The sequence below is a fragment of the Anaeromyxobacter sp. genome (assembly GCA_016718565.1).
Classification (GTDB): Bacteria; Myxococcota; Myxococcia; order Myxococcales; family Anaeromyxobacteraceae; genus JADKCZ01.
This window is the reverse complement of the sequence record JADKCZ010000018.1, coordinates 147,252-173,507: the sequence shown is the minus strand read 5'-3', so window position 1 is coordinate 173,507 and position 26,256 is coordinate 147,252. Positions and strand designations below refer to the sequence as shown.

The window sequence follows — 26,256 nt, the reverse complement described above, 5'->3', positions numbered from 1 at the left end:
CGGAACTCGCCCCGGCCCTCCGGCGGTGCTACCGATCGGGGATGGCCGTGGACGTCGCCACCCTTCCAGCCGAGGTGCAGCGCTTCGAGGTCTTCCTGCGGACCGAGAAGCGGGCCTCGCCGCACACCCTGAAGGCCTACCTGGGCGACCTCGCGCAGTACGCCGCCTACCTGGCCGAGGCCGGGCAGCCGCTGGTGCCCTCGTCGCCGCTGCTGGTGCGCGGCTGGCTGGCGCGGCAGGCCGGCGGCGCGGGCGCGGTCTCCCTGGGGCGCAAGCTCTCGGCCATCCGCTCGCTCTACCGGTTCCTGGTGCGCGAGGGGCTGGCCGACGCCAACCCGGCGCGCGGCGTGGCCAGCCCCAAGCGGCCCAGGCGCCTGCCCGAGGTGCTCCCCGAGGCGGAGGTGGCGGCGCTGGTCGAGACCCCCACCGCGCACCTGGCCACGCCGCTGGCCCTGCGCGACCGGGCCTTCCTGGAGCTGCTCTACGCCAGCGGCCTGCGCGTCTCCGAGCTCACCGGCCTGGACGTCGGCGGGGTGGACCTGGCCGCCGGCCAGGTGCTGGTGCTGGGCAAGCGGCGCAAGGAGCGGATCGTGCCGGTGGGGCGCACCGCCTGCCAGGCCATCGCCCGCTACCTCGACGAGGCCAGGCCGGCCCTGGCGGCCGGCCCCGACTTCGGCGGCGCCGGCCACGCCCTCTTCCTCAACTTCCGCGGCGGGCGGCTCACCGGCCGCTCGGTGGCGCGGCTCCTCACCAAGTGGGTCGACCAGTCCGGCCTGCCGCGCCAGGTCCACCCGCACATGCTGCGCCACTGCTTCGCCACCCACCTGCTCGGCAACGGCGCCGACCTGCGCGGCATCCAGGAGCTGCTGGGCCACGCCTCGCTCTCCACCACCCAGCGCTACACCCACCTCGACTGGAAGCGGCTGGCGGCCGTCTACGACGACGCCCACCCGCGCGCCAAGCGGGGCGCCTGAGCGGCCGCCGCCGCCCCGCCGCCATGCCCGCCCGCCCGCGCCAGCCACCGCTCTCCACCGGCGACGCGCTCTTCCTCTCGGCCACGCTGCTCTCCACGCTCTGGGCGGTGGTGCTGCTCTTCGTGGTCTATCCGCAGGCCCCGGTGGACGCCGGCTACGCCGCCGACGACGTCCCGGTCATGTCGCTGGAGGGGAACGTCGTCACCGTGAAGCGGGCCCAGCTGGAGGAGGCCCTGGCGTCGCGGCGGTACGTGCCCGCCTCCGCGGAGCAGGTCGCCTACTTCGAGGAGCGGCGCGCCGCCACCCTGGCCGGGGTGAAGCGGGACAAGCTCTTCTGGTACCTGGCGGCGGCCGCCTCCCCGGCCCTGGCGCTCCTGCTGTTCCGGCTCGGGTACCGGGCGAGGCGCGCGGGCTGAGGCGCCGGGCCACCGCCGCCGATTGCTTGAACGCGCTGGGAGCGGCGTGCGATAAGCCCGTGATGAGCCTGACCGAGTCCTGGGCTGCGCGCGCGCAGGCGGCCCTCACGCCCAACTACAAGCCCCAGCCGGTGGCGCTGGTGCGCGGCGAGGGGCGGCGGGTCTGGGACGTGGACGGCAAGGCCTACCTGGAGTTCCTGGGCGGCGTGGCCGTCAACGTGCTGGGCCACTGCCACCCGGCCGCGGTCCAGGCCCTCACCGAGCAGGCCCGCACCCTCTGGCACGTCTCCAACCACTACTACGTGCCGCGCCAGATCGAGGCCGCCGAGGCCCTGCTGGCCGCCACCCCGTTCGCCCGCCGCGCCTTCTTCTGCAACAGCGGCGCCGAGGCCAACGAGGTGATGCTCAAGCTGGCGCGCAAGTACCACGCCGACCGCGGCCACCCGGAGCGCTGCGAGATCGTCTCCACCGTCAACTCCTTCCACGGGCGCACCCTCTTCACCGTCACCGCCGGCGGGCAGGAGAAGTACCAGCACGGCTTCGAGCCGCTGGTGCCGGGGATCCGGCACGTCCCCTACGGCGACGTGGCCGCCCTGGAGCGGGCCCTCGACGCGCGCACCGCGGCCTTCATCGTGGAGCCCATCCAGGGTGAGGCCGGGGTGGTCGAGCCGCCGCCCGGCTACCTGGCGGCGGCGCGCGCCCTCACCACCCGCGCCGGGGCGCTGCTGTGCCTCGACGAGGTCCAGACCGGCATGGGGCGCACCGGGAAGATGTGGGCCCACCAGTGGGAGGGGATCACCCCCGACCTCATGTCCAGCGCCAAGGCGCTCGGCGCCGGCTTCCCCATCGGCGCGCTGCTGGCCAGCGCCGAGGTGGGCGACCACCTGACCGCCGGCAGCCACGGCAGCACCTACGGCGGCAACCCGCTGGCCTGCGCGGTGGCGCTGGCGGTGCTGGACGAGCTGGGGCGGGGCGGGCTGCTGGAGCGCTCGCGCCTGGTCGGGGCGCACCTCCGGGCCCGGCTCGAGGCCCTGGCCGCGGGCGGTCGGGTGGCCGGGGTGCGCGGCCGCGGCCTGCTGCTCGGCGTGGTGGTGAAGGGCGTCCAGGCCGGCGCGGTCATGGCCGGGGCGCGCCAGCGCGGCCTGCTGGTGAACGCCATCGGCGACGACGTGCTCCGCCTGGCCCCGCCGCTGACCCTCACCACCGCGGAGGCCGACGAGGCCGCCGACCTGCTGGGCGCGGCGCTGGACGCCGCCCCGGCCACCTAGGCGCACCGGAGTTCCATGCCAGGCACCAAGCGCGACTTCCTCCGCCTCACCGATCTCGACCGCAGCGGGCTCCTGGAGCTCATCGAGCGGGCCGCCGAGTGGAAGCTGCTCGGCAAGAAGGGCCCCAGGCCGCTCGACGGCCACACCATCGGCCTGATCTTCGAGAAGGCCTCCACCCGCACGCGGGTGAGCTTCGAGGTGGCGGCCTACCAGCTGGGCGGCCACGTCCTCTTCCTCTCGCCGCGCGACACGCAGCTGGGGCGCGGCGAGCCCATCAGCGACACGGCCCGGGTGCTGTCGCGCTACCTGGACGCCCTGGTGGTGCGCACCTTCGGCCACGACAAGCTGGAGGAGATCGCCGGCTTCGCCACCGTGCCCGTCATCAACGCCCTGACCGACGCCTCCCACCCGTGCCAGCTGCTGGCCGACCTGCTCACGGTGGCGGAGCGCTTCGGGGTCGACGCCCTGCACCGGGGCGGGCTCAAGATCGCCTGGATCGGCGACGGCAACAACATGGCCAACAGCTGGCTGGAGGCCTGCGCGCTGCTGGGCTTCGAGCTGGCCCTGGCCTGCCCCCCGGGCTACGACCCGGACGCTGGCCTGCTGGCCCGCTGCGGCGGCCGGGCCCGGCTGGTCCGGACCCCGGCCGAGGCGGCCGCAGGGGCCCACGTGCTCAACACCGACGTCTGGGCCAGCATGGGCCAGGAGGGCGAGCAGGCGCGGCGCGAGAAGGACTTCGCCGGCTTCATCGTGGACGAGGCGCTGCTGGCGCGGGCCCGCCCCGACGCGGTGGTGCTGCACTGCCTGCCGGCCCACCGCGGCGAGGAGATCAGCGAGGCCGTGCTGGAGGGGCCGCGGTCGGCGGTCTGGGACGAGGCCGAGAACCGGCTGCACGCCCAGAAGGCCCTGCTCGAGCTGCTGCTGGCGGGGCGCTGAGCCGGCGGGCCGCGGGCGCCGTGAAGCCGTTGACCCACCGGCGTTTCCGTCAGTAATATCGGCGATCTGGCCTGCGGCAGCACCGCGGGACCCCGAGGCGGAGCGGTTGAGCGACGACAGGTACCAGGGCTTTCGATTCGACCCGGCGGCCCTCGCCGAGGACGTGGACCTCGACGCCGAGCGGCGCCGCGAGATCCTGTTCGCCGAGGCCAGCCTGGCGACCTGGACCCACTTCGACCTGCTGGGGTTGCCCTGGAACGCCTCCACCGACGCGGCCCGGGCCGCCTACGTGGACAAGGTCAAGCTGTTCCACCCGGACCGCTACCCCGGCAAGCGGCTGGGCAGCTACCGGGCCAGGCTGGAGAAGGTCTTCCGCCGGCTCACCGAGGCCCGCGACGCCCTGGCCGACGAGGCGCGGCGCGCCGCCTACGCCCGCGCCACCGCGCCGGCGCTGGAGCTGACCCGCCTGGAGGCCCGGCGCCTCGAGGACGAGCGGCGCGGGGAGGAGCGGCGCGCCCGCCTGTCCCGGCAGAACCCGCTGCTGGCGCGCGCCAGCCGGGTGGCCGACCTGCTGAAGCGCGGGCGGGAGGGCATGGCGGCCGGCGCCTTCCAGCAGGCGGCCAACGACTTCCAGATGGTGGCCAGCCTGGACCCGAGCAACCGGGAGGCGGCCGAGCTGGCCGCCGACTGCCGGCGCCGCTCGCTGGCCGGCAAGGTCCAGGAGCTGGTCGACCGGGCGCACGCCTCCGAGGTCATGAGCCAGTGGGGCGCGGCGCTGTCGGCCTACCGCGCCGCCATCGAGGTGGACCCCACCGCCTTCGGCGCCTGCATCCTGGCCTCGCGGGCCGCCCGCGAGCTGGGCGACCTCTCGGCGGCCCGCGAGCACGCCGAGCAGGCCACCCGGGCCGCCCCGCGCAACGGGGCCGCCCACGAGGCGCTGGGCCTGGCGCTGGAGGGCCTGGGCCAGAAGGGCGAGGCCAAGAAGGCGCTGGAGCGGGCCCTGGAGCTCGATCCCCGCCTGGAGTCCGCCAAGGAGCGGCTGAAGAAGCTGCGCTGGAGCTTCCTGGGATGAGCGACCTCGACCCCGTCATCGGCATCGATCTCGGCACCACCAACTCGGTGGTGGCCACCGTGCGCGACGGCGTGCCCCGCGTCATCCCCAGCCGCTCCGGCCAGCTGCTCACGCCGTCCATCGTGGCGGTGGCCAGGAACGGCAAGGAGTTGACCGGCCACCTGGCCAAGCGCCAGGCCATCACCAACGCCGAGAACACCGTCTACGCCGCCAAGCGGCTCATCGGGCGGCGCTGGGGCTCGCGCGAGGTGGAGGACGCCCGCCGGGTGCTGCCCTACGAGCTGGTGGCCGGGCCGGAGGGGAACGACGTCCGGATCAAGCTGGGCGGCCGGGTGGTCTCCATCCCGGAGGTCTCGGCGCTGGTGCTGGCCGAGCTGAAGGCCGACGCGGAGGCCTGGTTCGGCCGCCCGGTGACGCAGGCGGTGGTGACCGTGCCGGCCTACTTCAACGACGGCCAGCGCCAGTCCACCAAGGACGCCGGCCGCATCGCCGGGCTGGAGGTGCTGCGCATCATCAACGAGCCCACCAGCGCGGCGCTGGCCTACGGCTTCGGCAAGCAGGTCGAGAAGAAGGTGGTGGTCTTCGACCTGGGCGGCGGCACCTTCGACGTCTCCATCCTGGACATCGGCAAGAGCGTCTTCGACGTGGTGGGGGTGGGCGGCGACACCTACCTGGGCGGCGAGGACTTCGACCGCCGGGTGATGGACTGGCTCACCTTCACCTTCGCCAAGGAGAACGGCGGGCTCGACATGCGCCAGGACAAGATGGCGCTGCAGCGGCTCAAGGACGCCTCCGAGAAGGCCAAGATCGAGCTCTCCTCCCTGCCGGCGGCCGACATCCACCTGCCGTTCCTGGTGTCGGCGGGCGACGGCAAGCAGGCGCTGCACCTCACCAAGCAGCTGACCCGCGAGAAGCTGGAGGAGCTCACCAAGGACCTGGTGGACCGCTGCATCGCGGTGGCCGAGCGGACCCTGCGCGACGCCGGGGTGCGCCCGGCCCAGGTGGACGAGGTGATCCTGGTGGGCGGCATGACCCGCATGCCGCGGGTGCAGCGGGCCGTGAAGGAGTTCTTCGGCCGCGAGCCGTGCAAGGGGGTCCACCCGGACGAGGTGGTGGCGCTGGGCGCCGCCATCCAGGCCCAGGCGCTCACCTCGCCGCAGCAGGCCGGCGCCGAGGTGCTGCTGCTGGACGTCACGCCGCAGAACCTGGGGCTGATGGTGGTGGGCGGCTACTTCCAGACCGTCATCCCCAGGAACACCACCGTGCCGACCAGCCAGACCCACCTCTTCACCACCGTGCAGGACAACCAGGCCTCGGTGCGCATCGCGGTGCTGCAGGGCGAGAAGGAGCGGGCGGTGGAGAACGAGCTGCTGGGCGAGTTCATCCTGGCCGGCATCCGGCCGGCCCGCCGCGGCGAGGTCTCCATCGAGGTGACCTTCGACATCAGCGCCGACGGCATCGTGGGCGTGGCGGCCCGCGACGTGGACACCGGGCAGCAGCAGTCCATCACCGTGACCGCCACCTCGGGGCTCACCGAGGAGGAGCTCAAGCGCATCCTCGACGAGCGCGTCGACGACCTGCTGGCGCGCAAGCAGTCCACCGCCGAGTTCGACCGGGCCCGCGAGCGGGCCACCTCCGCCATGCGCGAGATCGAGGGGCTGGTGCCGGCGGTGCAGGCGGCGCTGGAGCGCAGCAAGTTCGGCAAGGACGCGGTGCAGAAGGCCGAGGGGGTCATGGCGCGGGTGCGCCAGGCCATCGAGGCGCGTGACGCCGCCGACCTGCGGGCCTCCGAGGAGTCGCTCGATCGGACCCTGCAGCTCTTCAAGGGGCTGGCCGGGCAGGCCGTGCGCCCGCCGGGCGGGGCCTGACCGTGGCGTCGGTGCCGCAGCTGGTGGACCAGGGGGTGCGCGCCTACGTGGAGGGGCGGCTGGAGGACGCGCGCCGCCTGCTCGACGAGGCGCTGCGGCTCGAGCCGGGCAACGCCCGGGCCCGCTCCTACATGCTCCTCCTGCAGGGCACGCTGCCGGCGCCCAGCCCGGCGGCCTCGCCGGCCGCGCGGCTGGCCGCCTCGCTCTCCACCCTGGCCCGGCCCCCGGCCGCGCCGCCGCCCCCGGCCGACGCCCCGCCGGCCAGGCCGGACGACTACGCCCCCTCGCCCTGGGACGACGGCCCCGCCGCCGGCGCCACCATCCTGCTGGCGCCGGAGGGGGGGATGGACCTGGGGGCGGTGGCGGAGAAGAGCGACCTCCGGACGCTGGTGCCGGAGGCGGCCGGCGAGCCGCCGCGGCCGTCCCCGCCGGGCAAGCGCGACGTGGACGTCTGGATGCACGCCGCCAAGGACCTGCACGCCCTGGGCGACTTCTCCGGCTCGCTCGAGATGATCGAGAAGATCCTCAAGGTGGATCCCGAGCACGGCGAGGCGCGCGACTACCTGCGCCACAACGAGGCCACCCTGGTGGCCATGTACGAGTCGAAGCTCGGGCCGCTCGGCCGCATCCCCCGCCTGGCCATCAAGCCGGAGGAGGTCATGTGGCTCAACCTGGACCACCGGGCCGGCTTCCTGCTGGCCCAGATCGACGGCGCGGTGGACTACGAGAGCCTGTTCGCCCTCTCCGGCCTGCCCCGGCTCGACACCGCCCGCATCCTGGCCACCCTGATCGCCGACGGCGTCATCGGCTAGCTGCGAGCGCCGATCCTCTCGCTGCGGCGGGCGGCCTCGTCGGTGCGCTGCTCGGCGTACGAGAAGGTACGCCTGCGCTCCCCCCTCCGGCGCCCGCGACCCCTGCTGGCGCCGGTCCTCTCGCTGCGGCGGGCGGTTCAGCGCGGGGCAGGCTCGCGGTCGAGCGGGTCGTCCGGCTCGCCGGCCTGCTCGGCGTCGCGGCGCCGGGCGAAGCTGGCCTCCACGAACTCGATGAGCCGGTCGAGGTAGCTGGCGATGGGCGGGCAGCGCAGGCCGCTGCCCTCCAGCACCTCCAGCAGGGTGCGGCAGTTGTAGATGGCCAGGTGGTTGACGTACTCGATGGCCGGCCGGTGGGTGCGCGAGAGCCGCTCCAGCCAGGGGAGCTGCAGCAGGGCCTGGAAGGCCCGGTGCGGCACCGAGACGGTGGGCAGCTTCTTGCCGGCCCGGGCGGCGATGAGCTCGTAGACGCCCCGCGCCGACATGGGCGAGGGGTCCACCAGGTGGATGGTGCGGCCCGCGGCGGCCGGGTGGCGCGAGGCGGCCACCGCCGCCTCCACCACGAAGTCCACCGGCACCACGTTGAGCGGCGCCACCGCGTCGCCCGGCAGCGGCAGGGGCACCGCCAGCGGCGAGGCCACCAGCAGGATGGCCAGCGCGTAGGGGCCGTCGAAGCGGTCGATCTCGCCGGTGCGCGAGTCGCCCACCACGATGCTGGGGCGCAGCACGGTGGCCGGCAGCTCGGACTGGGCCCGGCGCACCAGCAGCTCGGCCTGGTACTTGGTCTCCTCGTAGCCGTTGTGGAAGCGCTGCCCCACCGCCAGCTCGTCCTCCAGGATGACGCCCTCCCGCGTGCCGGAGACGAAGGCGGTGCTGAAGTGGCTGAGCCGCTCCAGGCGCCGGGCGGCCCGGCACAGCTCCAGCACGTTGCGGGTGCCCTCCACGTTGACCCGGCGCATCTCGCCGTGCCCGGTGCCGAGGCGGGTCTTGGCCGCCAGGTGCCACACGTCGGTGACCTGGCCGGCCAGGTCACGCCACTCGGCGCCGGAGAGCCCCAGGTGCATGTGGGTGACGTCGCCCTCCACCACCTCGGCCCCGGAGGCGCCCATGGCGTCGAGGGCGGCGCGGGCGGCCGCGGCGCGGTGCGGCTGGACCAGGCAGGCGAGGCGCGGCGGCGGGCCGACCTGGCCGTCCGGGCCGGCGACCAGGCGGCGCACCAGCCGCTTCCCCAGGAAGCCCGGGAACCCGGTGACGAGGTGGAAGGGCTGGGCCATCTGCCTGCTCAATAGCGCCTGGGAGGCGCCGAGGGAAGCCTCCGCCCCAGCCCGGCCCGCAGGTCCGCCAGCAAGGCGGCCGCCTTGGGGCCGAGCGGTGCGCGCTCGTCGGCGTTGTCCACCACCACGTCGGCCCGGGCGGCCTTCTCCGCCACCGGCAGCTGGGCGGCCAGCCGGGCCTCGGCCTGGGCGCGCGACAGGCCGTCGCGGGCGGCCAGCCGGGCCAGCTGGGCCTCGGGCGGGGCGAAGACCACCACCACCAGCGCCATGGCCTGGTCGAGCCCCACCTCGAAGAGCAGCGGGGCGTCGTAGAAGGCCAGATCGTGGCCGGCCGCGGCCAGTCGGGCGGTCTCGGCCAGCATGGCCTGGCGGATGGCGGGGTGGGTGATGGCCTCCAGCCGGCGGCGCGCCGCGGGGTCGGCGAACACCAGCGCCCCCAGCGCCTGGCGGTCGAGTGTCCCGTCGGCCTGGAGCACGCCGGGCCCGAAGGCCCGGGCCACCTCGGCCAGCGCCGGGGCGCCGGGCGCCACCACCTGCCGGGCCAGGGCGTCGGCGTCCACCACCGGCGCGCCCAGGGCGCGCAGCGCCGCCGCGAAGGTGGACTTGCCGGTGGCGATCCCGCCGGTGAGGCCGACGAGCCGCACGCGCGCCTACGGCCTCGCGCCGGCCTTGGCCTCGCCGCCGGCCCCGGCCGGCTCGGCGGAGGCGGGCGCCTTGGCCGCCGTGGGCGCGGCGTAGGTGATGACCTCCACGTTCGACTCCTTGTCGAAGTAGACCGTCACGCCCTTCGACGGGTAGAGCCAGACCTTCTGGAAGGTGGCCTCCACGAAGGTCTTCCCCTGCGGCTTGCCGAAGGTGCCCTCCACCGACTCCGGGTCGAGCGCCACCGCCAGGAAGACGGTGATCTCCTCCACCACCCCGTCGGGGCGGCAGTGGAACTGCGCCTCGCGGGTCCCCGCCAGGGATTGGTCGGCCTTGTAGGCGATGACGCTGCGCGGGCCGCGCTGCTTCCGGGTGGTGGGCTCGCCGAACTTGGCCACCACCTCGTCGCCGGTGGACTTGCCGGGCTCGATGCCCTGCCAGGGCTTGGCGTCGGCCGGGCCGGGCAGGAGGAGCGCGAGGGCCAGCAGGGCGGGGAGGACGGCGCGCGGCGTGGGCATGGTCGCATCCTAGCGCGGCGGCGGGCGCGCTGGCAGGGCCGCCGCCGCGCTGCCACGCCGCCGGGCCGCCGGGGCTGCCGTTGCTGGCGGGGCTGGCGGGGCTGGCGGCGCTGCGCGGTGCCACCCCGGGAAGCGGTGTATGCTGCGCGGCCGTGCGCTTCCCACACACCCTCGCCCTGCTGGCCCTGGCGCTGGCCCTGCCTGGTCGGGCCGCCGCAGGCGACCTGGTGGGCCCGGAGACCTGCAAGGCCTGCCACCCCGGCGCCTACGCGGCCTGGCGGGAGGGGCCACACGCCCGCGCCCTGGAGAGCCTGCCGGAGCGGAGCCGGGGCGACCAGCGGTGCCTCTCCTGCCACGCGCCGGCCGCCGAGGCGGGCCAGGCCGGGGTGGGCTGCGAGGCCTGCCACGGCCCGGGGCGCGCCTACGCGGCCCGCTACGTGATGCGCGACGCCGAGCTGGCGCGGGCGCTCGGGCTGGTGGTCGGCGGCGAGCGGGCCTGCCTGGGCTGCCACACCGAGACCACCCCTGGCCTGCGCCGCTTCGACTACCAGCAGAAGGTGAAGCTCATCGCCCATCCGGATCGCCCGGGTGGGAGCGCCGCGGCCGCCGCCCAGCCGCCCCCCCAGCCCAGGACGAGGTGAGCCAGTGGCCCTGCAGGTGGTCTCGACGGAGTTCCTGAAGACGGCCACCAAGCCGGACGAGTGGCCGCGCGGCGACTTCCCGGAGATCGCCTTCGTGGGGCGCAGCAACGTGGGCAAGTCGTCGATGCTCAACGCCCTCTCCCACAAGCGGAAGCTGGCCCGCGTCTCGGCCACCCCCGGGCGGACCCGGGCGCTGCAGTTCTTCGAGGTGCGCTACCGCTCCACGCCCAACGCCCGGCCCCGGGTGGTGCGCTTCGGCGACCTGCCGGGGTACGGCTACGCCAAGGTGTCGAAGGACGAGCGGGTCCGCTGGATCGCCATGATCGACGCCTACCTGCGCGAGCGGCAGCAGCTGCGCGCGGTGGTGCTCATCGTGGACGCGCGCCACGAGCCCATGGAGTCGGACCTCGACGCGCTCAAGTTCCTGACGCAGGCCGGCCGGGTGGTGGTGGTGGCGGCCACCAAGATGGACAAGCTGGCCCGCACCAAGCGCGGCCACGCCCTGGCCGCGGTGGAGAAGGCGCTCTCGCTGCCGCGGGGCGGCGCGGTGCCCTTCTCGGCGGAGGAGGGGACCGGCGCCGACGCGCTGTGGGCCCGCATCCACCTGCTCTGCAGCGCGGCCAAGGCCGAGGCCGGCGGCGTGATGGTGGAGGGCGAGGACGGCGACGGCGCCGCCGAGCCGGAGCTGCCGGGGGACGAGGAGGGCTGAGGACCGGGGCGGATCGCCAGGGGGCTCGGCGCGTCCGGGGGTGGCGGGCCATCGTGATCGGCGGCCTGGAGCGCCAGCTCGAGCCGGACGGCGTGGGAGGCGAGCGCGGGCCGCCGGGGCCCTGGCTGCTCTGCTCGGGCGGTGTTGCGGCGGGGAGGGCGCTGTGGGTGAGCAGGCGCCGACGGGGTAGTCCAATCGACTGGACTGGGCAGAGACCCCCTGGCGCCGGACCAGGGTACCGGGGATGCCCCGACGTTCGCGGCCGGTGACGGCCGCCCGCCAACGACCACCAGTGGGCGCTGTCCCCGTCAGCGCCTCCGGCCATCCCCGCGCGAGCCGCGCCCCGCCCGCCCGCGGCCGCTGGCCGCCAGCGCCTCGCCGAGGGTGGCCCTCGCCGCCGCCCGGTTGTGCGCGGCGCAGGTGACCTGGAGGTTGTCCGCGGTGGATGGGCCGCCGAGGGCCAGCGGCACCAGGTGGTCGAGCTCGAGCCGCAGCGTGGAGCCGCAGGTGCCGCCGGCGTCGAGCGGGTGCTGGCAGCGCTGGCCGTCGCGCAGCCAGACCTCGCGGCGGACGGCGGCGGGGATGTGACGGGAAGCAGGGGGCGCGGCCGGGGTCGAGGCCGGGGTCGAGGCCTGGGTCGCGGCCGGTGTCGCCGTCCTCTCGTTCCCTGGTGCGCGGGAGGCTGCCCCCGGCACCTCGGAGGCCGATCCGGCGCCAGGGCCGGGCGCTCCGGTGCTGACCGCAGCGCTGACCGGCTGCGCGGCTTCACGAGCGCCGGTGGGCGAGGGGCGCGAGGGCCGCTTCACCAGGCCCCGCCGGGAGGCCTGCCGCTCGAGGAGCAGGTCGAGCGCCGCCTCCAGCACCTGCTCGGTGGTGGCGCTGGGCAGGGCGTGGGAGAGACCGTCGTGAGCGGCGTCGAGCTTGGAGAGGAAGCGGCGGGACACGGTGACGTGCAGCCTGCGCAGCTCGGCGGTGAGTGGCTCGACCTCGTCGGGCTGGCTGGCGCGGGCGGCCTGGTCGGGGCGCTCGAGGGCTGCGGCGGGAGGCGGCGCGACGAGGGCGGCGGCAGGCGCCGGTGGCGGGGGCGAGGCGGGGAGGAGTCCAGTCGACTGGACTGGCGCGGGGCACGCCACCTCCTCACGCCGGCTCGCCGCGAGGGTGGCGCTGGTCCGGAGGTCCTGGACGGGAGCGACGGGTTCGCCGGGCTGGTCGGGGTCGCCAGGCCTGGCAGGTGCGCTGGCCCGGGCAGGAGCGAGCGACAGCAGCAGTCCAGTCGACTGGACTACCCCAGCGGGGCAGGCCTGCTCGGGCGGCTCCACCGCCGTGACCACGGTGCGCCTGGCCGGGTCGGGCCTGGGCGCGAGCGCCGCGGCGACCTCGTTGGCCTCGCGCGAAGAGCAGCCGAAGAAGCGGGGCAGCACCTCGGCCTGGTTCTCCTCGGTGAGCACCCGGGCCAGGGCGGCCACCGAGGTGAGGCAGAGGTGGCCGTCCTCGAGCGCCGCCAGCACGGCCGGGAAGCGGGCCACCAGGCGGGCGGCCGAGAGGCGGAAGAAGGCGCCGCTCCTGGAGAGCTTGAGCTCGCGGGTGAGGAAGGCGAACAGGTTGGCGTGGCCGAGCGCCTCCCAGCCGCGGCGGCGGTCGAAGTCGGAGAGGGCCACGAGGAAGGCGGCTGCGGCGGCGTGCTCGCGGGAGAGGAGGCGGGCGAGCTGGTCGCGTCCGGTGCGGGCCTCCGGGAGGGTGGCCGGCGGAAGCGGCTGGAGGCGGCGCTCGGCGCGCCAGGCCTGCGAGGCCTCGCAGGCGAACGGGAGCGGGGTGGCGCGGGCCGGGGCCGGCGCGGCGAGCCAGGCGAGCGAGGTGGGCGAGATGGGCGAGGTGGAGCCAGGGTTCGAGGGGGAGGCGAAGGCCACCGGCGCGCTGGCGGCGGAGGGGGGGTGAGGTGGAGGGCGCGTGCGGACATGCACCCAGAGTCTCATGGGGATCTGACATCGAGAGGTGCGTGAAACACACCGGGGATGGGCGCTTCGTGCTCTCCCGGGCCGTCGCTACCCCTGCCGCCGGGCCTCCAGCTCGTTCAGCACCCGCTCCAGCCGCCGCTCCTCCGGGCCGACGTCGAAGCCGACCGCGCGGGCGCCGTCCACCACGGCCAGGCAGAAGAGGAAGGCGGCCACGTGGCCTGGCTCGGGTGGCTCGCCGGGGTGGTCCAGCAGGAAGTGGGTCAGGCGCCCCTCGGCGGCGGCCAGGTCGCGCAGGCAGACCGCGGCCGGCAGGCCCGGCAGCGGGCCGCTGGCGGCGGTGACCGGGGCGAAGGCGATCCCCTGGTCGGCCAGGGCGAAGGCCACCCCGTCACCCAGGGTCACCTGCAGGTAGGGGCGGCCGGTGTCGGCGTCGCGCGCCTCGGAGAGCGCGGCCACGCGCGTCCAGTCGAGCGCCAGCACCTTCTGGGCAGCCACGTCGAGCAGCAGGCCGGCGTCGGCGTCGTAGGCCAGGGCCCCGCCCAGCTCGCGGACGTGGCGCTCGAGCAGGGCCCGCTGCGCGGGGCGGTCGGTGACCGGCGGGCCGGCGGGGGCGCTCACCGTGGCTTCCGGGGGGAGCGGGTGGTCCGGGGCGCGGCGCGGGGCCGGGTCGAGGTCCGGGTCGGGGTCGAGGTTCGGGTCCGGGTCCGGGTCGAGGTCGAGGTCGGGGTCGGGGTCGGGGTCGGGGTCGGGGTCGGGGTCGAGGTCGAGGTCGGGGTCGAGGTTCGGGGCCGGGTCCGGGTCCGGGTCGAGGTCAGGGTCGAGGTCGGGGTCGAGGTCGAGGTCGAGGTCGGGGTCGGGGTCGGGGTCGGGGTCGGGGTCCGGGTCCGGGTCCGGGTCCCCCTCGACTTCGCGTCGGCTTCGCCGCCGCTCCGCTCGGGGTGAGCTGCCAGGCTGCTCGCGGTGCTGGAGGACGTCGACGCCCGAACCGCCTTCCCGGCCGCATTCGCCGTCCCCCCCGCCCCCTCCTCGTACCTCACCGCCACCACCGTCACCTCGATCGGTCCGCCGGGGCGCGGCACCACCGCGGTGTCCCCCGGGCCCTTGGCCAGCAGGGCGCGCCCCATGGGCGAGTCCACCGAGAGGAGCCCGCGCGCCAGGTCGAACTCGTCCGGGCCGACCAGCCGGTAGGTCCGCTCGCCGCCCTCCTCGAGCTCCAGGGTCACCCAGGCGCCGAAGTAGGCCCGGCCGGAGGCGTGCGGCTCCGGCGCCAGCACCGTCAGGGCGTCCATCCGCTCCGAGAGGAAGCGCAGCCGCCGGTCCAGCTCGTACAGCTTGCGCTTGCCGAAGCGGTAGTCGGCGTTGTCGCTCCGGTCGCCCAGGGCGGCGGCCGCCTCCACCGCGGCCACGACGCGGGGGCGCTGCACCGTCCAGATGTCCCAGTGCTCGGCGGCCAGCACCTGGAAGCCCTGGGGCGTGATGTAGCGCGGCGTGGCCATCGGCCTGGAGAGTGATGCGCGGAGGCGGGGGTGGCGTCAAGGGGCGCCGAACTGGCGCCCGCCGGCGGGGGCGCGCTACAACCGCGCCGTGAAGATCAGCGACCTGTTGCGCTTCGCCCGCGAGCGGGGCGAGCCCCTCTTCAGCTTCGAGTTCTTCCCGCCCAAGACCGACGACGGGTTCAAGGCGCTGGTCGAGACGGTGGAGGCGCTGCGCCCGCTGGCGCCGGCCTACGTCTCGGTCACCTACGGGGCCGGCGGCTCGACCAGGGCCACCACCGTGGAGCTGGTCAAGCGGCTCAAGCGCGAGTCCGGCATCGAGCCGATGGCCCACCTGACCTGCGTCGGCGCCTCGCGCGACGAGCTGGCCGGCGTGCTCGACGAGCTGGCCGCCGCCGGGGTCCACAACGTGCTGGCGCTGCGGGGGGACCCGCCGCGCGGCCAGGCCACCTTCCAGCCGCACCCGGACGGCTTCCGCCACGCCGGCGAGCTGGTGGCCTGGATCCGGTCGCAGCCGGCCCGCTGGGACTTCTGCCTGGGCGCCGCCGCCTACCCGGAGGGCCATCCGGAGAACCGCGACCTGGCGGTGGACCTGCGCCACCTGCAGCGCAAGGTGGCCGCCGGCGTCGACTTCCTGGTGACCCAGCTCTTCTTCTCCAACGCCGCCTACCAGGGCTTCGTGGAGCGGGCCCGGGCGGCCGGGATCCAGGTGCCCATCATCCCGGGCATCATGCCGTTCACCAACGTGGAGCAGGTGGAGCGGTTCACCGCCATGTGCGGCGCCTCCATCCCGCAGCGGCTGCAGGCCGCCATGGAGGTGCGCCGGGCCGACCCCGAGTCGGCCCGCGAGCTGGGGGTGGCCTACGCCTCCCTGCAGTGCCAGGACCTGCTCAGGCGCGGCGCGCCCGGCATCCACTTCTACACGCTCAACCGCTCCCCCTCGACGCGCGCCATCGTGGCGGCGCTGCGCGCCTCGGAGCCCTGGCGGGACCTGGGCTGAGCGACGCGCCGCCGGGCTTTTGCCGCCCCGACCTGGGCGGCCCCCCGGTTCGCACGGACACAGGGCGGGCCGGCTCGCCCGGCCCCAGCCCGCCTGGACGAGGACCTACCTGGCCTCGACGATGCGGAACTCGACGCGCCGGTTCTGGGCGCGGCCGGCCCTGGTGTCGTTGGGGGCGACGGGCCTGGTCGAGCCGAAGCCCATGGCCTGGAGCCGGCCGGCGTCGATGCCGCCCTGCTCCACCAGCCAGCGCTTGACGGCCACGGCGCGCCTGGCGGAGAGGGCCGTGTTGGCGGCCGCCTGGCCCGCGGCGTCGGTGTGGCCCTCCACCCGCACGGTGGTGAGCTCGGGGTGGGCGGCCAGGACGCCGGCCACCTCGCGGAGCAGGCCCTGGCTCTCGGGGCGGATGAGGTCCTGGCCGGTCTCGAAGACCACCGCCTGCAGGATCTCGATGCGCTCGCTGGTCAGCCGCACCAGGGCGGGCGCCGGCGCCGGGCAGCCGTGGCTGGTCGCCTCGGTGCTCGGGACCCCGGCCTGGTCCGGGCAGGCGTCCGCCGCGTCGAAGATGCCGTCGCGGTCCCGGTCGGAGGCGGCCGGCGCAGGGGCCGCCTGCGCCGCCGCCAGCCTGGCGGCCTCGGCCCGCTCGGCCGCCTGGCTCGCGGCCAGCCGCTCGGCCTCCTCCGCGGCCTGGCGCGCCGCGGCGGCGCGCTCGGCGGCGGCCTGCTCGGCGGCCCGCGCCGCGGCCGCGGCGGCCGCGGCGGCGTCCCGGGCGGCGGCGCCGTCGGGGCGCCAGGCCAGCCGGGCCAGGGCGCGGAACGGCGCCGCCCCCGGCGAGAGGTTGAGGCCGGCGCCGACGCCGACCCCCAGGTCGAGCGAGCCGTGGCGCCAGTGGCCGCCCAGCAGCGCCTCGAGCGGCGAGGTGGCCGTGCCGTCGAACTGGTAGCGCCCGAAGAGCTCGGGGCCGACCCGGAAGGCGCCCAGGCGCCAGGCGGCGGCGCCGCCGAAGGTCACCGCCGGTCCGGTCGAGGTGATGCCCACGTCCTGGGCCTCACGGTACAGGAACCCGAGCTCGGCCCCGCAGTCCACCGGGCCCCAGGCGCCGCTGGCCAGGAGCTTGGGCTGCGCCCGCAGCCCCCCGTCGGACAGGTAGTCGGCCTGCGAGCCGGTGGGCAGCCACAGGTCCAGGGCGGCGGCCAGCGCCACCGGGCCGGCCTGCCCCAGGCCCACCCGGGCGCCCAGCTTCAGGTCGCCGAAGGCCACCCCGGAGACCTCGCCCACCCCGGCGAAGGGCGCCGAGCCAGACTGGTAGAGGGCCACCGGGGCCGCGACGTCCACGAGCACGCGCTCGCCCAGCCCCAGCGAGGCCTGGGCGAAGCCCCAGACCTGCCGGTGCACCACCAGGCCGCCGGGGATGACCTGGCCGTCCTGGCGGAGGACCAGCGGGTCCCGGGCCCAGGAGAGGACCAGGGCCGCCGCCGGCGCCAGGTGGCCGGGACCGGCGGTGCCGGGGATGGCGAAGAAGGCGTCCCCGGCCGGGGCCGGCTCGTAGGTCTGGAGCGCGAACCCCTGCGCCGGGACGGTGGGGGTCTGGGCCGGGACGCTCCCCGCCGCCAGCGCGAGCAGGGTGGCGACGATGGCCTGGCGGACGATCATGACTTCCTCCCGGCCTGCGGCGCGGTGCGCCGGGCCCTGCGCAGCGTGCCGAGGCAAAGCGCCAGCAGCGACCAGAGGCCGAGCGCCTCACCGCCGCCGCTGGTGCAGCCACACCCGGCCGCCCTGGCCTCGACGGCGTCCGGGGCGACGCAGGCCGAGAGGATGCACAGGTCGCCGCCGCCGCAGTCCGCGTCGGCCTGGCAGCTCAGGATGCGAGCCACCGACACCTCGATGAGGTACTCGCTGGAGGCGGCGCCGTCCGACAGCCCGTAGCTGAACTGGTCGAGGCCCAGGTGGCCGGTGCCGGCGCGGTAGGCGACCTGCAGCGAGGGGTGGTCCAGCGTGGCGGCGCCGTGGCTGGGCGGGGCGGTGAGCGCCAGGGTGAGGGCGTCGCCGTCGGCGTCGTAGCCGGCGTCGACGGCCGGGGCCAGGTCGCGCTCCTGCCAGGCGTCGCGGTGGCGCCAGGCGGCGGAGGGAGCGAAGGCGGTGGCGTCCTCGACGCCGCCGAGGTCGACGGTGGCGTCCAGGTGGAGCGGGCCGGCGTCGAAGAGCTCGCCGCCGGTGCCCTCGTCCATGCGCCACAGGCCCAGGAGCCAGGGCTCGGTGCCGCCGAGCGGACGGCGGGCGTCGGCGGCCAGCTGCGCCGTGGTCCGGGGCGTCGCCCAGAGGCGGACCTCGTCGAGCTCGCCGTCGAGCCCCTGGCCCATCTCCAGCCGCTCGCCCATGACGGTCGCGTCGAAGTGGCCGTCCAGGACCGCCGCCTCCACGCCGTCCACCAGCACGGTCGCGGAGGCCTCGGAGGCCACCAGCGCCAGGTGGTGCCACCCGCCGTCGGCGAAGGCGGCAGGGACCGTGGTGGTGGCGCCGGCCAGGGTCACCACCAGGCCGGTGCGGGCGGCGTCCAGGCCGAGGGCCCAGCGCACGCCGTCGCCGCCGAGCGACAGGAGGGTGCCGCCGGGGGCCGCGGCGCTGGCGGCCAGGCGGGAGGCCTGGCGGGCGTCGAGGGTCGCCCGGGTGCGCGCCCAGAGCTCCACCGTGCCGATGGGCTGGTCGAGCGCCCCGGCGGCGGCGGCGGTGGCCGCGGCGGCGTGTCCGGCGCCCAGCGACAGCGCCGTGCCGGCGCCGGCCACCGGCGGCGTGTTCTCCACCACCTGGCCGCCGTCGAGGTCGACCCCGGCGGCCGCGAAGGCCTGGCCGCCGTCGAACTCGGCCGAGACCGGGTGGGTGCCCTTGACGAGATCGCGGGTGGTGAAGCTGGCCATGCCGTTCCCGTCCAGCGTTGCCGTGCCGAGCAGGGTGGTCCCGTCCATGAAGGCGACGGTCCCGGTGGGGGTGAGGTGGGGCGAGGTGACCATGGCCGTGAAGGTCACCGGGCGGCCGCGCCGCGAGGGGTTGCGGTCGGACTCGATGGTCACCCCGGTGCTGCCGGCCTCGACGGAGATCCGGGCCTCGGCGCTGGTCGGGCCGAAGCCCAGGTCGCCGCCGTACTCGACGGTGACCTGGTGGTCGCCGGCCCCCAGGCTGGTGGTGGTGAAGGTGGCCACGCCGGAGGGGCCCACCGCGGCCGTGCCGAGCACGGTGGGGCCGTCGCGGACCGTGACGGTGCCGCCGGGGACGCCGGCGCTGGGGGCCACCGCGGACAGCGCCACCGTGAAGGTGACGGCCTGGCCGACCATGGCGGGCGACGGGGAGGCCGCCACCTGGGCGGTCGCGCCGGCGCGCAGCACGTCCTGGTCGAAGGCGCCGCTGCTCGGGCCGAAGCTGGGGTCACCGGGGAAGCTGGCGGTGATGGTGTGCAGGCCGACCGCCAGGCTGGAGAGGGTCAGGGTGGCCACGCCCACCGAGTCGAGCCCGGCGGTGCCCAGGGTGTCGCCGCCGTCGCGGAAGGTGACCCTCCCGGCCGGATGCCCGGCCCCCGGCGCCACCGCCGCGACGGTGGCGGTGAAGGTGACGGGCTGGCCGAAGCGGGCCGGGCCGGCCGAGGACCGGAGCGCCGTGGCGGTGGACGCCCGGGCCACGGTGTGGGCCGCGCTGGCGCTGCCCGGCAGGTAGTCGGCGTCCCCCGCGTAGGCGGCGGTGAGCATCTTGGCGCCGGCCGCCAGCGTGGTGGTGGTGGCGGTGCCGCGCCCGGCGGCCAGGGTCATCGAGGTCACCAGGACGTTGCCGTCGCGCAGGTCCACCGTGCCGGTGGGCGTGCCGGCGCCGGGCGCCGCGGCGGTGACCACCACCGAGACCGTGACGGCCTGGCCGATGACGGTCGGCGACGGCGAGAACTCCACCGCCACCTCGACCGCGGCCCGGCCGGTGGTGAGGTCGACGGTGGAGGCGACGGACGGCCCGAAGCGGTCGTCGCCCGGGTAGCTGGCGCCCAGCAGGTGCGCCCCCCTCCCCAGGGCGGTGGTGGCGAGGGTGGCCACGCCCGCGCCGTCCACCGGGGCGGTGCCGAGCACGGTGGTCCCGTCGAGGAAGGTCACCGCGCCGCCGGGCGAGCCTGCGCCCGGCGCCACCACCTGGAGGGTGGCGGTCAGGGTGACGGGCTGGCCCACCACCGGAGCGGCCGGGGCGACCACCAGGGTGGTGGTGGTGGCCGCCGGCTCCACCACCGCGGTCACCTGGGTGGCGACCGGCTGGTAGTCGGCGGCGCCGGCGTAGCGGACGCTGATGGGGTGGACGCCGACCGCCAGCGTGGCGATGGAGAGGCTGGCCTGGCCGGCGGCGTCGAGCGCGGCGGAGCCGAGCAGCGTGACGCCGTTCTCCAGGAAGTCCACCTGGCCGCCGGGGGTCCCGGCCGGCGAGCTGACCGTGGCCCGGATGGTGACGGCCTGGCCGGAGGAGGCCAGAGCCGGGGAGACGCTGGCCACCAGCTCGGCGGCGGCCGCCGTCACCACATGGGTGAAGGGCGTGGCGGTGCGCGGCTCGAAGCTGGCGTCGCCCTCGTAGGCGGCGGTGATCTGATGGTCGCCGGCCAGCAAGGCGCCCGGCGCCGCGCCAGCGGAGGTGAAGGTGGCCAGGCCGGAGGCGTCGAGGGTGGAGGCGCCGAGCACGGTGGCCCCGTCGCGGAAGGTGACCAGGCCGCCGGGCAGGCCGACGCCGGGCGGGAGGGCCGAGACGGCCGCCGTGAAGGTGACCGGCTGGCCGTAGAAGGAGGGCGACGGGGCGGCCGACAGCACCACCGTGCCCTGGGCCCGGTGGACCACGTGTACGGTCGGCGCGGGCGGCGGCGGCGGCGAAGCGGGCCGAGCCGGCCAGGGTGGCGGTCAGCGGGTGCTCGCCCACCACCAGGGTGTCGGACGGGAACTCGGCGCGGCCGGCGGCGTCGAGGGTCAGCGTGAGCAGCTCCCGGGGGCCGTCGAAGAAGGTGACGTCGCCGGCCGGTACGGCGGCGCTGGGAGCGTCCGCGCTGGCGGCCACCGAGATGGTGACCAGCTCGCCGAAGACGCTGGGCCGCGGGGTGCTGCCGACCAGCAGCGTGACCGGCGCCGGGGCCACGACCTGCGGCAGCGGGGTCGAGGTGGCCTCCAGGAAGCTCGGGTCGCCCAGGTAGCGGGCGGTGACGTCGTGGGGGCCGGCCTCGAGGGCGGCGGTGGTGAAGGTGGCCACGGCCGTGGCGCCGAGCAGGCCGGTGCCGAGCACCGTGGCGCCGTCGCTGAAGACCACCGCGCCCTGCGGGACGCCGGCGCCGGGCGCCAGGGCGCTGACGGTGGCGGTGAAGGTCACCGGTGCGCCGAAGACCGCGGGGCTGGACGACGAGGCCAGCGCCACCTCGGTGGCGGCCGGGTCGACCACCATGGCGTAGGGGGCGGTGGCGGCCAGGAAGTTGGCGTCGCCGGAGTAGGCGCCGGCCAGCGCGTGCGCGCCCACCGGGAGGCCGGCGGAGGTGAAGGTGGCCACGCCGGCCGCGTCGAGGGGCACGGTGGCGGCGTCCACGCCGTCGGCGGAGAAGGTGACCGCGCCGCCGGGCAGCCCGACCGGCGAGCTCACGGTGACCGTCCAGGTGACCGGCTGGCCGAGGACGCTGGGGTTGACCGAGGCGGCCAGGGCGAGGGCCGGAGCGGCCCGGTCGACCACCTGGTCCAGCGGCGGGGAGGCCGAGCCGGCCAGGTGCCCGTCGCCGGCGTACTCGGCGACCAGGAGGTGGTGGCCGGCGGGCAGGGTGGGCAGGGCCAGGGCGGCCTGTCCGGCCTCGAGCGCGACGGCGCCGAGGACGGTGGCGCCTTCGCGGAAGGTGACGGTGCCGGTCGGCGCGGCCGCGCCGGGCGCGACCGCCGCCACCGTGGCGGTCAGGAGGACCGCGTCGCCGTAGGTGGCGGGGTTGGCGCTGGAGTCCAGGGTGGTGGCGCTGCTGGCCCGGCTCACGGAGAGGGTCGCGCCGAGCGCGGTGGCCGGCTCGAAGCCGGGGGCGCCCGGGTAGGCGGCCACCAGCTCGTGATCGCCCACCGCCAGGGCCGCGGTGGTGAAGGTGGCCAGGCCGGCGGCGTCCAGGGTGGCGCTGCCCAGCACGGTGGCGCCGTCCAGGATGGTGACGTCGCCGGTGGGCACGAGATCGCTCGGGGCCAGCTGGACCACCTGCACCGAGAGGGTGACGGGCTGCCCGAAGGCCGAGGCCAGCGGGGCCACGGACGCCGCCGCGTTGGTGGTGGCCCGCCCCACGGCCAGGGGGGCCTGGTCCTGCGCGCCGAGGAAGCTCGGCGTCCCGTCGAAGCGGGCCGTGACCAGGTGGTCACCCGCCGCCAGGGCGCCGCTGGTGAAGCTGGCCAGGCCGCCGACGACCGGCACGCTGGCCAGCTCGACGGCGCCGTCGAGGAAGGTGACGGCGCCGTCCACGGCGCCCTGGCCCGGGGCCACCGGGACCACCGTGGCGGTCCAGGTGACCGGCTGGCCGTAGACCGAGGCGGCCGGCGGCGCCAGCAGGGCCACGGCGGTGGCGGCCGGGTTCACCCGCTGGTCGAGCGCGGCCGACGCCGAGGGCGCGAAGGAGGCGTCGCCCTCGTAGGTGGCGGTGAGCGGGTGCAAACCGACCGGGAGCGTCGAGACGGACAGCGAGGCGAGGCCGCCGGCCATCGGCGCCACGCCCAGGACGGTGGCGCCGGCGCGGAAGGTGACCAGGCCGGCGGGCAGGCCGGCGGCGGGGGCCACCGCGGTGACCGCGGCGGTCAGCACCGCCGCCTGGCCCAGGACGGAGGGGTTGGGCGAGGCCACCAGGTCCACGGCGGTGGCGCCCGGGGTCACCACCAGGCCGAGGAGGTCGGCGGAGGGGGCGTACTGCGCGTCGCCGGAGTAGGCGGCGCCGACGTCATGGGGCCCGGCGGAGAGGCCGGAGATGGGCGGCGCGGTGGCGGCGCCGGCCACCACCGGGATGGGCGCGCCGACGTCCACGCCGTCCACCGAGAACTGGACGGTGCCGCCGGCCAGCGTGCTGGAGAGCGTGGCCTCGACGGTGACGGGCTGGCCGAAGGTGGCCGGGCTGGGCGAGGCGGCCACCGCGAGGGTGGTGGGGGCGCGGACCACCGTCGCGCCGAAGGTGGTGGAAGAGCCGGCGTACAGCGAGTCGCCCGAGTAGGTGGCGGTGACCTCGTGCAGCCCGACGGTGGCGATGGGGCCGGGGTCGGTGCTGGCGACGCCCGCCACCACCGGGATGGGAGCGCCGAGGTCCACGCCGTCCAGGGAGAACTGGACGGTGCCGGTGGCCAGCGGCTCGGAGAGCACGGCGCTGAAGGTGACGTCCTGCCCGAGGGTGGAGGGATCGGGCGAGGCGCTGCCGGCCACGGTCGTGGCGGTCAGGAGGGCGAAGTGGGCGGTGATGACCTGGCTCTGGGCCACGTCGGCCACCGTGAGGGGGTTGGCCGAGGTGGTGACGAACCCGCCGGTGCCGGTCCACTCGACGAACCGGTGGGTGGCGGGCGCGCTGGCGCCGACCGGGGTGGCGCTGCCGCCGGCCGGGACCGACTGGGCGAGGTCGCCCGCCAGGCTGGCGCCGGGCGTGCCGTCGGTCTGGAAGGCCAGGTCGAAGGCGCCCAGCGTGACCGAGAGGTCGCGGGTGCCGGAGAGGATGAGGGTGGGGTCGCCGGGCATGCCGCCGTACTCCACCGCGTACCCGGCGATGTCGCCGTTGTCGCCGGCGAAGTCGTTCCACTGGCCGGTGCCGGCGTAGAGGTGGGCGTAGTTCTCGATGCCCGACCAGTTGTTCGGCTCGCCGCCCGCCCAGTTGGCGTAGCTGGCGCCCACCGGCACGCCGCCGCCGGACTCGGGCTCCTGGGTGGTCTGGACGAAGAAGGCGGTGCCCGCCTCGGGGCCCGTGACCCATGACCAGGTGCGCGGCACGGAGAAGATGGGGGTGGAGGCGCCCACCCACCCGTCGCCGCCCAGCTTGCCGGCGATGAAGTCGTTCTCGCCGGCGCTGGTCACGGTGGCCAGGTAGCCGGTCAGGCCGAAGTAGCTGCGCCCCGAGGCCGCGGCGGCGGCGTCGGCCCAGGTGACGGCCGGGGAGGCCACGAACTCGTAGAAGTGGCCGTTGCCCGCGTAGGTGAGGCCCGAGCCGAGGGCGAAGGTGACCTGGCGGGCGGCGGTGCTGGCGCCGCCAGCGGCGGTGTTCGCGTAGGTCACCGTGCGCAGCGCCGCCTGGTAGGCCGCCGCGGAGGCGGTGCCGGACAGGGTGAGGAAGCCGGTGGCGGGGTCGTAGCTGCCGGTGATGCCGCCCAGGTCGGCGAAGGCGAGCACGTCCTGGCCGGGCTCGAAGCCCGAGGAGATGGAGACGGTGGCGCCGTCGAGATCGCTCGGGCTGGAGACCGTCAAGGTCGGGTCGAGCGTCACCGGGGCGCCCGGGACGGTGGCCGCGGCGGCGCCGGGGCTGACGGCGATGCCGAGGGACGGGGCCGAGGTGAGGCTGAAGGGGGCGTCGCTGTAGTCGCTGGCGGCGCCCAGCTGGTTGGTGATGCGGATCGAGTAGTCGGCGCCGGCCTCCAGCCCGGCCGGGATGGCCCAGCTGGTGGTGCCCGGACCGGCGGCCACGTCGGTGGCGATGGTGCGGTCGAAGGAGCCTCCCTTGTAGAGGTCCAGGGCGACGGTGGTGACGCCGACCTGGGTCCAGGTGATGGCGTGCGACGAGCCGGTGGCCCAGACCTCGCCGCCGTTGGGGGCGGTGAGGGTGACGGTGGAGGTGTCCACCACCGGATCGATGGAGTAGGCGGTGAAGGCGGTGCCCGACTGGCCGGCGGGGGTGGTGACCGTCACGTTGTAGTTGCCGGCCGGCATGGGCGGGAAGGTGGCCGTCAGGCTGCCGTCCGAGACCACCACCACGTCGGTGGCCGCGTAGGGGCCCACCGCGACGGTGGCGCCGACCACGAAGTTGGCGCCGGCGATGGTGACGGGCTGGGCCACGCCCACCGTGCCGGTGGCGGGTGAGACCGAGAAGACCGCGGGAGAGGCCGCGTCGGAGTAGGTGAAGGCCCCCGCCAGCGAGCCGGCCTGCAGGTCTGGGTTGATCACCTGGACGTCGTAGGTGGTGCCGCCGACCAGGCCGAAGGGCACCACGAAGACCACCTCGTCGGTGCCGAACTGGACGATGCGGAACTCGTCGATCTGGGTGCCGCCCAGCCAGAGGGTGGCGCCCTGCACGAAGCCGGACCCCTCCACCGTGACCAGGTCGTCGGCGGTGCCGATGGCCGGGGCCACGGCGGTGACCACCGGGGCCGGGAAGGCGGCGCCGGCGCCGACCTCGAGGTTGTCGATGGTCCAGCCGCGGAAGCCGTTGTAGGCGGTGTCGCCGGTGTCGAAGGAGAAGCGGACCCAGATGGTCTGGCCGGTGTAGCCGGACACGTCGAAGGCGTAGTGGCGCCACTCCGGCGGGGCCGAGGAGCCGCCGGCGGTGTAGCCGGTCTGCGACGGCGCGTTGGTCGAGAAGGTCGGGTTGAGCAGGCCGACCTGGTCGAAGGCCACCCCGTCGGTGGAGACCTGCACCGACATCAGGTCGTAGTCCTGCCCGGCCACCCCCTCGATCTCCCACCAGGCGTCGAACTCGATGGCCGCGGCCGCGCCGGCGGCCAGCGCGAAGGGCGGCGAGGTGAGCGTGCCGGTCTGGGGGGCGTCCGAGCCGCCGCCGTTGTTGGAGCTGGCGGAGAAGGGCGTCCCGACGTAGGTGCCGGTCGAGTCCTCGCCGAACCAGGCCACGTTGGTGCCGCCGCGCGCCGGCAGGTGGGCCCCGCCGTCGGGCAGGGTCACCGCCACGGGGTTGAGGACCGAGGTGACGGAGAGGAGGTGCGGGTTGGTCACCACGTGCCAGGCGCAGGTGCCGGAGGTGGTCTCGGCGGTCCAGGCCCCCAGGCCGGACTCCCAGTCGGCCGAGAAGCCGGGGGTGAAGAGGGCGCTGCTCACGGCCGCGGCCGGGAGCTTGCCGCTCCGGCCGGAGGGGAGCTGGTCCGCCTGCGGGGGCTGGCCGCAGGCGGCGAGCGCGACGGCGGCGGCGACAGCGAAGAGGCGGGTGGTGGTGGGTCGCATGATCCCCTCGGGTGGTGGCTCCCCGGGGTCTAGAGCAACGGGTACGCCACCTCGCCCGGCCGCCGGGCGGCGGCGAGGAGCGGGGGAAGTGTGCGACGGTGAACGTCTTTTCTCGGCTGCGGCAGGCCGCGCGGACCGGGTGCCGTGTCACCCAGGGTGGAGGGTGGGCGCGACGAGGACCCCTGTGGCCGCCCGGGGTCGCGGGCGGAATCCGGGCGCCTGGATCAAGCGGGCGGGACCCAGGGCCCCCGCGCCGGGTCGGCGGCGTCCAGGCGGGCGGCGGGAGGAGTGACCCCAGCGGGAATCGAACCCGCCTCGCGAGCTTGAAAGGCTCGTGTCCTGACCGATAGACGATGGGGCCGCGCTGCGGAAGCTAGTCGGCGCCGCGCGGGGTGTCAAAGGCCGCGCGGCGCCGTGCAATACCTTGACCCCACAGGGATTCGAACCCCGGTTTCCGCCTTGAGAAGGCGGCGTCCTGGGCCTCTAGACGATGGGGTCGGGGGGTGGTGTACCCGTTGGCCGGCGGCCTGTAAAG

Annotated in this window: 18 protein-coding genes, 2 tRNA genes and 7 pseudogenes; 10 read left to right on the top strand and 17 right to left on the bottom strand. The window is 76.1% G+C overall.

Features of this window, described 5'->3' with window-relative positions:
- Positions 1 to 41: 41 nt before the first annotated feature.
- From IPO09_19835 to IPO09_19805, 7 genes are all read left to right on the top strand, one after another.
- The gene (locus tag IPO09_19835; protein MBK9519531.1) at positions 42 to 974 is read left to right on the top strand and encodes a tyrosine recombinase XerC; all 933 of its coding nucleotides are present in this window, start codon (positions 42 to 44) and stop codon (positions 972 to 974) included.
- Between the two features lie 23 nt (positions 975 to 997).
- Positions 998 to 1,390 (top strand): hypothetical protein, encoded by a 393-nt coding sequence (locus IPO09_19830; GenBank protein ID MBK9519530.1) that lies wholly within the window; start codon positions 998 to 1,000, stop codon positions 1,388 to 1,390.
- A gap of 62 nt (positions 1,391 to 1,452) precedes the next feature.
- Complete coding sequence (locus IPO09_19825; protein MBK9519529.1) at positions 1,453 to 2,658, top strand: acetylornithine transaminase; 1,206 nt, start codon at positions 1,453 to 1,455, stop codon at positions 2,656 to 2,658.
- A 15-nt stretch (positions 2,659 to 2,673) separates the two neighbouring features.
- Positions 2,674 to 3,594 (top strand): ornithine carbamoyltransferase, encoded by a 921-nt coding sequence (gene argF / locus IPO09_19820; GenBank protein ID MBK9519528.1) that lies wholly within the window; start codon positions 2,674 to 2,676, stop codon positions 3,592 to 3,594.
- Between the two features lie 106 nt (positions 3,595 to 3,700).
- Positions 3,701 to 4,666, top strand: a complete 966-nt coding sequence (locus IPO09_19815; protein MBK9519527.1) for a tetratricopeptide repeat protein — start codon at positions 3,701 to 3,703, stop codon at positions 4,664 to 4,666.
- On the top strand, positions 4,663 to 6,534 hold the full coding sequence (dnaK, locus tag IPO09_19810) for a molecular chaperone DnaK (protein ID MBK9519526.1): 1,872 nt from the start codon (positions 4,663 to 4,665) through the stop codon (positions 6,532 to 6,534). Before IPO09_19815 ends, dnaK begins: the two co-directional genes overlap by 4 nt.
- 2 nt (positions 6,535 to 6,536) lie before the next feature.
- Positions 6,537 to 7,346: a hypothetical protein gene (locus tag IPO09_19805; GenBank protein ID MBK9519525.1), complete on the top strand. Its 810-nt coding sequence runs from the start codon at positions 6,537 to 6,539 to the stop codon at positions 7,344 to 7,346.
- Positions 7,347 to 7,483: 137 nt separating this feature from the next.
- On the opposite strand, the gene IPO09_19800 is transcribed toward IPO09_19805, so the two are convergent.
- The 3 genes from IPO09_19800 to IPO09_19790 are packed head-to-tail and all read right to left on the bottom strand — an operon-like array spanning position 7,484 to position 9,726.
- Positions 7,484 to 8,617 carry an SDR family oxidoreductase gene (locus IPO09_19800; protein ID MBK9519524.1) on the bottom strand — a complete coding sequence of 378 codons (1,134 nt, stop codon included), beginning with the start codon at positions 8,615 to 8,617 and terminating at the stop codon, positions 7,484 to 7,486.
- A gap of 8 nt (positions 8,618 to 8,625) precedes the next feature.
- Positions 8,626 to 9,261 carry a dephospho-CoA kinase gene (locus IPO09_19795; protein MBK9519523.1) on the bottom strand — a complete coding sequence of 212 codons (636 nt, stop codon included), beginning with the start codon at positions 9,259 to 9,261 and terminating at the stop codon, positions 8,626 to 8,628.
- Positions 9,262 to 9,267: 6 nt separating this feature from the next.
- The gene (locus IPO09_19790; GenBank protein MBK9519522.1) at positions 9,268 to 9,726 is read right to left on the bottom strand and encodes a hypothetical protein; all 459 of its coding nucleotides are present in this window, start codon (positions 9,724 to 9,726) and stop codon (positions 9,268 to 9,270) included.
- A gap of 203 nt (positions 9,727 to 9,929) precedes the next feature.
- Here IPO09_19790 and IPO09_19785 point away from each other — a divergent pair, with 203 nt between their 5' ends.
- Positions 9,930 to 10,418: a hypothetical protein gene (locus tag IPO09_19785; protein ID MBK9519521.1), complete on the top strand. Its 489-nt coding sequence runs from the start codon at positions 9,930 to 9,932 to the stop codon at positions 10,416 to 10,418.
- Between the two features lie 4 nt (positions 10,419 to 10,422).
- Positions 10,423 to 11,127 carry a YihA family ribosome biogenesis GTP-binding protein gene (locus tag IPO09_19780; protein ID MBK9519520.1) on the top strand — a complete coding sequence of 235 codons (705 nt, stop codon included), beginning with the start codon at positions 10,423 to 10,425 and terminating at the stop codon, positions 11,125 to 11,127.
- A 308-nt stretch (positions 11,128 to 11,435) separates the two neighbouring features.
- On the opposite strand, the gene IPO09_19775 is transcribed toward IPO09_19780, so the two are convergent.
- From IPO09_19775 to IPO09_19765, 3 genes are all read right to left on the bottom strand, one after another.
- Positions 11,436 to 13,100 (bottom strand): HNH endonuclease, encoded by a 1,665-nt coding sequence (locus IPO09_19775; protein ID MBK9519519.1) that lies wholly within the window; start codon positions 13,098 to 13,100, stop codon positions 11,436 to 11,438.
- 69 nt (positions 13,101 to 13,169) lie between these two features.
- Entirely contained in the window at positions 13,170 to 13,700 is a 531-nt protein-coding gene (locus IPO09_19770; protein ID MBK9519518.1) for a hypothetical protein, read from the bottom strand.
- Entirely contained in the window at positions 13,697 to 14,578 is an 882-nt protein-coding gene (locus IPO09_19765; GenBank protein MBK9519517.1) for a GreA/GreB family elongation factor, read from the bottom strand. Before IPO09_19765 ends, IPO09_19770 begins: the two co-directional genes overlap by 4 nt.
- 88 nt (positions 14,579 to 14,666) lie before the next feature.
- Here IPO09_19765 and metF point away from each other — a divergent pair, with 88 nt between their 5' ends.
- A complete protein-coding gene (gene metF, locus IPO09_19760) occupies positions 14,667 to 15,575 on the top strand; it encodes a methylenetetrahydrofolate reductase [NAD(P)H] (GenBank protein MBK9519516.1) in 909 nt (302 codons plus the stop codon).
- Between the two features lie 105 nt (positions 15,576 to 15,680).
- Here metF and IPO09_19755 read toward each other — a convergent pair whose 3' ends face one another.
- The 11 genes and pseudogenes from IPO09_19755 to IPO09_19705 form a co-directional block, all read right to left on the bottom strand.
- Positions 15,681 to 17,228: an OmpA family protein gene (locus IPO09_19755; protein ID MBK9519515.1), complete on the bottom strand. Its 1,548-nt coding sequence runs from the start codon at positions 17,226 to 17,228 to the stop codon at positions 15,681 to 15,683.
- Positions 17,225 to 20,398, bottom strand: a complete 3,174-nt coding sequence (locus tag IPO09_19750) for an Ig-like domain repeat protein (protein ID MBK9519514.1) — start codon at positions 20,396 to 20,398, stop codon at positions 17,225 to 17,227. Before IPO09_19750 ends, IPO09_19755 begins: the two co-directional genes overlap by 4 nt.
- 40 nt (positions 20,399 to 20,438) lie before the next feature.
- A pseudogene (locus tag IPO09_19745) lies at positions 20,439 to 20,768 on the bottom strand (Ig-like domain repeat protein).
- A gap of 228 nt (positions 20,769 to 20,996) precedes the next feature.
- Positions 20,997 to 21,395: pseudogene (locus IPO09_19740) on the bottom strand (Ig-like domain repeat protein).
- A 174-nt stretch (positions 21,396 to 21,569) separates the two neighbouring features.
- A pseudogene (locus tag IPO09_19735) lies at positions 21,570 to 21,962 on the bottom strand (Ig-like domain repeat protein).
- 186 nt (positions 21,963 to 22,148) lie between these two features.
- Positions 22,149 to 22,586, bottom strand: a pseudogene (locus tag IPO09_19730) (Ig-like domain repeat protein).
- Between the two features lie 135 nt (positions 22,587 to 22,721).
- Positions 22,722 to 23,300, bottom strand: a pseudogene (locus tag IPO09_19725) (Ig-like domain repeat protein).
- 825 nt (positions 23,301 to 24,125) lie between these two features.
- A pseudogene (locus IPO09_19720) lies at positions 24,126 to 24,479 on the bottom strand (GPI anchored serine-threonine rich family protein).
- Between the two features lie 456 nt (positions 24,480 to 24,935).
- Positions 24,936 to 25,721, bottom strand: a pseudogene (locus IPO09_19715) (immune inhibitor A).
- A gap of 289 nt (positions 25,722 to 26,010) precedes the next feature.
- Positions 26,011 to 26,082: transfer RNA gene (locus IPO09_19710), tRNA-Glu, on the bottom strand.
- 64 nt (positions 26,083 to 26,146) lie between these two features.
- A tRNA-Glu gene (locus tag IPO09_19705) sits at positions 26,147 to 26,219 on the bottom strand.
- Positions 26,220 to 26,256 lie beyond the last annotated feature (37 nt).

Bases quoted from the DNA above. Each gene is read 5' to 3' on its own strand.
- IPO09_19835 (MBK9519531.1), top strand. From the start codon at position 42: ATGGCCGTGGACGTCGCCACCCTTCCAGCCGAGGTGCAGCGCTTCGAG.
- IPO09_19830 (MBK9519530.1), top strand. From the start codon at position 998: ATGCCCGCCCGCCCGCGCCAGCCACCGCTCTCCACCGGCGACGCGCTC.
- IPO09_19825 (MBK9519529.1), top strand. From the start codon at position 1,453: ATGAGCCTGACCGAGTCCTGGGCTGCGCGCGCGCAGGCGGCCCTCACG.
- argF (MBK9519528.1), top strand. From the start codon at position 2,674: ATGCCAGGCACCAAGCGCGACTTCCTCCGCCTCACCGATCTCGACCGC.
- dnaK (MBK9519526.1), top strand. From the start codon at position 4,663: ATGAGCGACCTCGACCCCGTCATCGGCATCGATCTCGGCACCACCAAC.
- IPO09_19800 (MBK9519524.1), bottom strand. From the start codon at position 8,617: ATGGCCCAGCCCTTCCACCTCGTCACCGGGTTCCCGGGCTTCCTGGGG.
- IPO09_19775 (MBK9519519.1), bottom strand. From the start codon at position 13,100: ATGAGACTCTGGGTGCATGTCCGCACGCGCCCTCCACCTCACCCCCCC.
- IPO09_19765 (MBK9519517.1), bottom strand. From the start codon at position 14,578: ATGGCCACGCCGCGCTACATCACGCCCCAGGGCTTCCAGGTGCTGGCC.
- IPO09_19755 (MBK9519515.1), bottom strand. From the start codon at position 17,228: ATGATCGTCCGCCAGGCCATCGTCGCCACCCTGCTCGCGCTGGCGGCG.